Below are 425 nucleotides of genomic sequence, written 5' to 3' on the forward strand. Positions count from 1 at the left end.
GTCGCGTGCCTGGTCACGGTGGCGGAGACGATTCTGCAGAAAAAGCTGCCGCATCCGCCGTTGACGTTTCTCTTCACCGTCCGCGAAGAAAGCGGCCTGTGGGGCGCCCGTTTCGCGAAACTGGCCGACCTCGGGCATCCGGCGATGGGCTTCAATGCCGACGGTGGCGTGCCGGGCCAGTTCACCATCGGCGCTGTCGGGGCCGATCGCTGGGAGGTCGAGATTTTCGGCAAGGCGTCGCACGCCGGCGTTCATCCAGATCGCGGCGTCTCGGCCACGCTGGTCGCGTCGCTGGCGATCGCCCAGATCCACATGGACGGCTGGTTCGGCAAGATCGCGAAGAAGGGACGCGCGGGGACATCAAACGTCGGCCCCTTTGGCGACGCGGAAGGCCGGGCCGCGGGACAGGCGACCAACGTGGTGAC

At 67.3% G+C, this 425-nt stretch carries 1 pseudogene; it reads left to right on the forward strand.

From position 1 onward, the window contains the following. Positions 1 to 18: 18 nt before the first annotated feature. A pseudogene (locus RM844_RS33005) lies at positions 19 to 425 on the forward strand (hypothetical protein); the annotation flags it as partial.

The sequence above is a fragment of the Streptomyces chisholmiae genome (assembly GCF_031845445.1).
GTDB lineage: Bacteria > Actinomycetota > Actinomycetes > Streptomycetales > Streptomycetaceae > Streptomyces > Streptomyces chisholmiae.